A 7,147-nucleotide genomic window follows, 5' to 3' on the forward strand; every position below is an offset into this window, starting at 1 on the left:
TTGCTTCGTTATGGTGCAGCCGGTTATCAGAAGATTGTCGACAATATCGATTTAACCTTTGACTGTGTCGCCTGTATTCGTTAGTTTTTGCGGCATTGGCTCACAAGGTGTCGACAATATGCTGGATCAACTCGATCCCCCCGTTTCAACGCAAGACGATACGGAGACCCTGTCCGAGAACGTCTTCCGACGCATTCAGGCGGCTATCGTCAAAGGCGAGATTGCGCCGGGCAGCAAAATCTCCGAGCCGGAGTTGGCGCGCACCTACGGCATCAGCCGTGGCCCGTTGCGCGAGGCCATCCACCGTCTGGAAGGCCAGCGTCTGCTGGTTCGCGTGCCGCATGTCGGCGCCCGGGTGGTGTCGCTCAACCACGCCGAACTGATTGAGCTATACGAAATCCGCGAATCCCTGGAAGGCATGGCCTGTCGCCTGGCCGCCGAGCGCATGAGCCTCGAGGAAATCGACGAACTGCGTCGGGTCCTGGAAACCCACGAGCGCGATGAGGCGTTTCAGGCCGGGAGAGGCTACTACCAGCAGGAAGGCGATTTCGACTTCCATTACCGAATCATCCAGGGCAGCGGCAACCGCACGCTGACCCAAATGCTCTGCGGCGAGCTGTATCAACTGGTGCGCATGTACCGCATCCAGTTTTCCACCACGCCCAATCGCCCGCACCAGGCGTTCGCCGAGCACCACCGCATTCTCGATGCCATCGCCGACCGTGACGGTGAACTGGCCGAGTTGTTGATGCGCCGTCATATCGGCGCCTCCAAACGCAACATCGCCCGTCATTACCAGGACGGCGCTAACCCGACAGCCAAACGAGGTGAGTCATGAGTTTGAACAAGAGCACTCCAGGCCAGCGTTTCCGCGATGCGGTCGCCAGCGAGCATCCATTGCAAGTGGTCGGCGCGATCAACGCCAACCACGCGCTGCTGGCCAAACGCGCCGGTTTCAAGGCGATCTACCTGTCGGGTGGCGGGGTGGCTGCCGGCTCCCTCGGCGTGCCTGACCTGGGCATCACCGGTCTGGATGACGTGCTGACCGACGTGCGCCGTATCACCGATGTTTGCGACCTGCCATTGCTGGTGGATGTGGACACCGGTTTCGGTTCCTCGGCGTTCAACGTCGCTCGCACCGTCAAGTCGATGATCAAGTTCGGCGCCGCGGCGATTCACATCGAAGACCAGGTTGGCGCCAAGCGCTGTGGTCACCGTCCGAATAAAGAGATTGTGACCCAACAGGAAATGGTCGACCGCATCAAGGCCGCCGTCGATGCGCGTACCGATGACAGCTTCGTGATCATGGCCCGTACCGACGCCCTGGCGGTGGAAGGCCTGGAGTCTGCCCTGGATCGCGCCGCCGCGTGCATCGAAGCCGGCGCCGACATGGTGTTCCCGGAAGCCATCACCGAGCTGGACATGTACAAGCTGTTCGCCAACCGCGTGAAAGCGCCGATCCTGGCCAACATCACCGAGTTCGGCGCGACGCCGCTGTACACCACCGAGCAACTGGCCGCTGCCGACGTATCGCTGGTGCTGTACCCGCTGTCGGCGTTCCGCGCCATGAACAAGGCTGCAGAAAACGTCTACACCGCGATCCGTCGCGACGGCACTCAACAAAACGTCATCGACACCATGCAGACCCGCATGGAGCTTTACGATCGCATCGACTACCACACCTTCGAGCAGAAGCTCGATGCGTTGTTCGCCGCGAAGAGGTAGGAGCAAGCTCGCTCGCGATGGTCGTTAACGATGACGCGGGAAAATTGGCACCCCGCGGTGTTCGGTCCACCATCGCGAGCAAGCTCGCTCCTACAGGACCGGGATGATTCCCGACCCGTGTGTTTGCCGATTTCCTAAAAAATTCAAGAATATTGGAGACAAAAATGGCCGAAGCAAAAGTACTCAGTGGCGCCGGGCTCCGTGGCCAGGTAGCCGGGCAAACCGCACTGTCCACCGTGGGCCAGTCGGGTGCCGGTCTGACCTATCGTGGTTATGACGTACGTGAACTGGCGGCTGACGCACAGTTCGAAGAAGTTGCCTATCTGCTGCTGTACGGCGAACTGCCGAGCAAAGCGCAACTTGCAGCCTACATCACCAAGCTGAGCAAGCTGCGTGACTTGCCGCAAGCGCTGAAAGAAGTGCTGGAACGCATCCCCGCCGACGCCCACCCGATGGACGTGATGCGCACTGGCTGCTCGTTCCTGGGCAACCTGGAGCCGGAGAACAACTTCTCCGAGCAGCACGACAAGACCGACCGCCTGCTGGCCGCGTTCCCGGCGATCATGACTTACTGGTATCACTTCAGCCACGAAGGCAAGCGCATCGATTGCGTGAGCGACGAGCAGTCCATCGGCGGCCACTTCCTGCACCTGCTGCACGGCAAGAAACCGAGCGAGCTGCACGTCAAGGTGATGAACGTTTCGCTGATCCTCTACGCAGAGCACGAGTTCAACGCTTCGACCTTCACCGCACGTGTTTGCGCCTCGACCCTTTCCGACCTGTATTCGTGCATCACCGCGGCCATCGGCTCGCTGCGCGGCCCGCTGCACGGCGGTGCCAACGAAGCGGCGATGGAAATGATCGAGCGTTTCTCGTCGCCGGAAGACGCGATCAAAGGCACCCTCGGCATGCTCGAGCGCAAGGACAAGATCATGGGCTTCGGCCACGCGATCTATAAGGACAACGATCCGCGCAACGAGGTGATCAAGGGCTGGTCGAAAAAACTCGCTGACGAAGTGGATGACAAAGTGTTGTTCCCGGTTTCCGAAGCCATCGACAAGACCATGTGGGAGCAGAAGAAACTGTTCCCGAACGCCGACTTCTACCATGCCTCGGCGTACCACTTCATGGGCATTCCGACCAAGTTGTTCACACCGATCTTCGTCTGCTCGCGCCTGACCGGCTGGGCTGCCCACGTGTACGAACAACGTGCCAACAACCGCATCATCCGTCCAAGCGCCGAGTACACCGGCGTTGAACAGCGCAAGTTCGTACCAATCGAACAACGCTGAATGGTGGAGGTCGGCACCGGGATCTGAAATCAACGCAGATCCCTGTGGGGGCGAGCTTGCTCGCGATGACGGGCTGACATTCAACATCAATGTCGCCAGTTACATCGCTATCGCGAGCAAGCTCGCTCCCACAGTGGATTGTGTTCAATTCAAGTCTGGTGCCAGGCCCCACCTTTTGTAACTACCGTGACCGAGTCCTGACGATGAACACTCAATTCCGTAAACCGCTGCCCGGCAGCAAACTGGATTACTTCGATGTCCGCGCAGCGGTCGAGGCGATCCAGCCTGGCGCCTACGACACCCTGCCGTACACCTCCCGTGTGCTGGCGGAAAACCTTGTGCGTCGCTGCGACCCGGCCACGCTCACCGAATCCCTGAAGCAATTCATCGAACGCAAGCGCGACCTCGACTTCCCGTGGTTCCCGGCCCGCGTGGTGTGTCACGATATTCTCGGCCAGACTGCTTTGGTCGACCTCGCCGGCCTGCGTGATGCCATCGCCCTGCAAGGCGGCGACCCTGCACAAGTCAACCCGGTGGTGCCGACCCAACTGATCGTCGACCACTCCCTGGCCGTCGAGCGCGGTGGTTTCGATCCGCAGGCGTTCGAGAAGAACCGCGCCATCGAAGACCGTCGCAACGAAGACCGTTTCCACTTCATCAACTGGACCAAGAAGGCGTTCAAGAACGTCGACGTGATCCCGCCGGGCAACGGCATCATGCACCAGATCAACCTGGAGAAAATGTCCCCGGTGATCCAGGTGCGCGACGGTGTGGCCTTCCCCGACACCTGTGTCGGCACCGACAGCCACACCCCGCACGTCGATGCGCTGGGTGTGATCGCCATCGGCGTTGGCGGCCTGGAAGCAGAGAGCGTGATGCTCGGCCGCGCCTCCTGGATGCGCCTGCCGGAAAGCGTCGGCGTCGAACTGACCGGCAAGCTGCAACCGGGCATCACCGCCACCGACATGGTGCTGGCGTTGACCGAGTTCCTGCGCCAGCAAAAAGTGGTCGGTGCGTGGCTGGAGTTCTTCGGCGAAGGCGCGTCAAAGCTGACCCTCGGCGACCGCGCGACCATCTCCAACATGGCCCCGGAATACGGCGCCACCGCGGCGATGTTCTACATCGACCAGCAGACTATCGACTACCTCAAGCTCACCGGCCGTGAAGACGAGCAGGTGCAGTTGGTCGAGAACTACGCCAAGCAGACCGGCCTGTGGGCTGATAGCCTCAAAGGCGCGCAATACGAGCGCGGCCTGACCTTCGACCTGTCTTCGGTCGTGCGCAACATGGCTGGCCCGAGCAACCCGCACGCCCGTGTCGCGGTTTCGGATCTGGCAGCCAAAGGCATCGCCGGTCAGTGGGAAGACGTACCTGGCCAGATGCCGGATGGCGCGGTGATCATTGCCGCCATCACCAGTTGCACCAACACCAGCAACCCGCGCAACGTGATCGCCGCCGGCCTGCTGGCGCGCAACGCCAACAAGCTCGGCCTGACCCGCAAGCCGTGGGTCAAATCGTCCTTGGCACCGGGTTCGAAAACCGTCGCGCTGTACCTCGACGAAGCCGGTTTGACCGATGAGCTGGAGCAGCTCGGATTCGGCGTCGTGGCCTTCGCCTGCACCACCTGCAACGGCATGTCCGGCGCGCTGGATCCGGTGATCCAGCAAGAGATCATCGACCGCGACCTGTACGCCACTGCCGTGTTGTCCGGTAACCGCAACTTTGACGGCCGGATTCACCCGTACGCCAAGCAGGCGTTCCTCGCGTCGCCGCCATTGGTCGTTGCTTACGCCATCGCCGGTACCATCCGTTTCGACATCGAAAAAGATGTGCTGGGCGTGGTGGATGGCAAGGAAATCCGCCTGAAAGACATCTGGCCGAGCGACGAAGAAATCGACTCGGTGGTGAAGGCCTCGGTCAAGCCGGAGCAGTTCCGTCAGGTCTACATCCCGATGTTCGCCATCCACGAAGACACCGGTCCGAAAGTCGCGCCACTGTACGACTGGCGCGAGATGAGCACCTACATTCGCCGTCCGCCGTACTGGGAAGGTGCATTGGCCGGGGCACGTCCGCTCAAGGGCATGCGTCCGCTGGCGGTGCTGCCGGACAACATCACCACGGATCACCTTTCGCCGTCCAACGCCATCATGCTCGACAGCGCCGCCGGCGAATACCTGGCGAAAATGGGCCTGCCGGAAGAGGACTTCAACTCTTACGCGACTCACCGTGGTGACCACCTGACTGCGCAGCGCGCAACCTTCGCCAACCCGAAACTGTTCAACGAAATGGTTCAGGAAAACGGCAAGGTCAAGCAGGGTTCGCTGGCCCGTGTCGAGCCGGAAGGCAAAGTGATGCGCATGTGGGAAGCCATCGAAACCTACATGGATCGCAAGCAGCCGCTGATCATCATCGCAGGTCAAGACTACGGCCAGGGTTCGTCCCGCGACTGGGCGGCCAAGGGCGTGCGCCTGGCGGGTGTGGAAGCGATTGCCGCCGAAGGTTTCGAACGCATTCACCGCACCAACCTGGTGGGCATGGGCGTGTTGCCGCTGGAATTCAAAGCGGGCACCAACCGTCATACCCTGGCCATCGACGGCAGCGAAACCTACGACGTGATTGGCGAGCGCACGCCACGTGCCGAGCTGACGCTGGTGATCCATCGCAAGAACGGCGAACGCGTCGATGTGCCGGTGACCTGCCGCCTCGATACCGCCGAAGAAGTGTCGATCTACGAGGCTGGCGGTGTGTTGCAACGCTTCGCCCAGGACTTCCTCGAAGAATCGGCGGTCGCCGTCTAAAACAGGCTGTACCGACACGGGACTTCAAGTCCCGTGTCTGCTTTCAGATTAGGAGTAACGAGCACCATGGCTCATGCACCGCAGATCAAAATTCCAGCGACTTACATGCGCGGCGGCACCAGCAAAGGCGTGTTTTTCAGCCTGAAGGATTTGCCTGAAGCGGCACAGGTCCCAGGCCCGGCCCGCGACGCTTTGCTGCTGCGCGTAATCGGCAGCCCCGACCCGTACGACAAGCAAATCGACGGTATGGGCGGCGCGACTTCCAGCACCAGCAAAACCGTGATCCTGTCGAAAAGCATCAAGGCCGATCACGATGTCGACTACCTGTTCGGTCAGGTGTCGATCGACAAGCCGTTCGTGGACTGGAGCGGCAACTGCGGCAACCTGTCGGCGGCGGTCGGTTCGTTCGCCGTCAGCAATGGTCTGGTGGACGCCAGCCGCATCCCGCACAACGGCGTGGCGGTGGTTCGCGTGTGGCAGGCCAACATTGGCAAGACCATCATCGCCCACGTGCCGATCACCAATGGTGAAGTGCAGGAAACCGGTGATTTCGAACTCGACGGCGTGACCTTCCCGGCGGCCGAAGTGCAGATCGAGTTTCTCGATCCGGCAGCGGATGAAGAGGGTGGCGGCGGTTCGATGTTCCCTACCGGCAACCTGGTGGATGACCTGGAAGTACCCGGTGTCGGTACCTTCAAGGCGACCATGATCAACGCCGGCATCCCGACAATTTTTATCAATGCCGAAGACATCGGCTACAAAGGCACCGAGTTGCAGGGCGCGATCAATGGCGATCCGAAAGCCTTGCTGATGTTCGAAACCATCCGTGCCTACGGCGCGCTACGCATGGGTCTGATTTCGAACATCGACGAAGCGGCCAAGCGGCAGCACACGCCGAAGGTGGCCTTCGTGGCCAAGCCTGCGGACTACGTGGCATCAAGCGGCAAGGCGATAGCGGCGGGGGATGTCGACCTGCTGGTGCGTGCATTGTCCATGGGCAAGTTGCACCACGCGATGATGGGCACGGCGGCAGTGGCGATCGGTACGGCCGCAGCGATTTCCGGCACTTTGGTGAACCTCGCTGCAGGCGGTATCGAACGCAATGCGGTGCGCTTCGGCCATCCGTCCGGCACCCTGCGTGTCGGCGCCGAGGCCAGTCAGGTCAATGGCGAATGGACCGTGAACAAGGCAATCATGAGCCGCAGTGCGCGGGTGTTGATGGAAGGTTTCGTTCGCGTGCCAGGCGACTCGTTCTGACACAAACCCCGTAGGAGCTGCCGCAGGCTGCGATCTTTTGATCTTGATTCTAAAAAAAACAAAGTCAAAAGATCG

At 60.9% G+C, this 7,147-nt stretch carries 5 protein-coding genes; all 5 read left to right on the forward strand.

Annotated features, from left to right (window positions below):
* Nucleotides 1-118: 118 nt before the first annotated feature.
* The 5 genes from AC1DXW_RS12440 to prpF all read left to right on the forward strand — a co-directional run bounded on the left by AC1DXW_RS12440 (nucleotide 119) and on the right by prpF (nucleotide 7,072).
* Nucleotides 119-838, forward strand: a complete 720-nt coding sequence (locus AC1DXW_RS12440; RefSeq protein WP_218431358.1) for a GntR family transcriptional regulator — start codon at nucleotides 119-121, stop codon at nucleotides 836-838.
* Nucleotides 835-1,725: a methylisocitrate lyase gene (gene prpB, locus AC1DXW_RS12445; RefSeq protein ID WP_477752594.1), complete on the forward strand. Its 891-nt coding sequence runs from the start codon at nucleotides 835-837 to the stop codon at nucleotides 1,723-1,725. Before AC1DXW_RS12440 ends, prpB begins: the two co-directional genes overlap by 4 nt.
* A 164-nt stretch (nucleotides 1,726-1,889) precedes the next feature.
* Complete coding sequence (gene prpC / locus AC1DXW_RS12450) at nucleotides 1,890-3,017, forward strand: bifunctional 2-methylcitrate synthase/citrate synthase (protein WP_477752595.1); 1,128 nt, start codon at nucleotides 1,890-1,892, stop codon at nucleotides 3,015-3,017.
* A gap of 203 nt (nucleotides 3,018-3,220) precedes the next feature.
* On the forward strand, nucleotides 3,221-5,815 hold the full coding sequence (gene acnD / locus AC1DXW_RS12455) for a Fe/S-dependent 2-methylisocitrate dehydratase AcnD (RefSeq protein ID WP_477760048.1): 2,595 nt from the start codon (nucleotides 3,221-3,223) through the stop codon (nucleotides 5,813-5,815).
* Nucleotides 5,816-5,881: 66 nt separating this feature from the next.
* Nucleotides 5,882-7,072 (forward strand): 2-methylaconitate cis-trans isomerase PrpF, encoded by a 1,191-nt coding sequence (gene prpF / locus AC1DXW_RS12460; RefSeq protein ID WP_477752597.1) that lies wholly within the window; start codon nucleotides 5,882-5,884, stop codon nucleotides 7,070-7,072.
* Nucleotides 7,073-7,147 lie beyond the last annotated feature (75 nt).

Source organism: Pseudomonas sp. P4_C4 (assembly GCF_056402055.1).

Excerpts from the sequence above, each read along its gene's own strand:
- acnD (WP_477760048.1), top strand. The coding sequence starts at position 3,221 with ATGAACACTCAATTCCGTAAACCGCTGCCCGGCAGCAAACTGGATTAC.
- AC1DXW_RS12440 (WP_218431358.1), top strand. The coding sequence starts at position 119 with ATGCTGGATCAACTCGATCCCCCCGTTTCAACGCAAGACGATACGGAG.
- prpF (WP_477752597.1), top strand. The coding sequence starts at position 5,882 with ATGGCTCATGCACCGCAGATCAAAATTCCAGCGACTTACATGCGCGGC.
- prpB (WP_477752594.1), top strand. The coding sequence starts at position 835 with ATGAGTTTGAACAAGAGCACTCCAGGCCAGCGTTTCCGCGATGCGGTC.
- prpC (WP_477752595.1), top strand. The coding sequence starts at position 1,890 with ATGGCCGAAGCAAAAGTACTCAGTGGCGCCGGGCTCCGTGGCCAGGTA.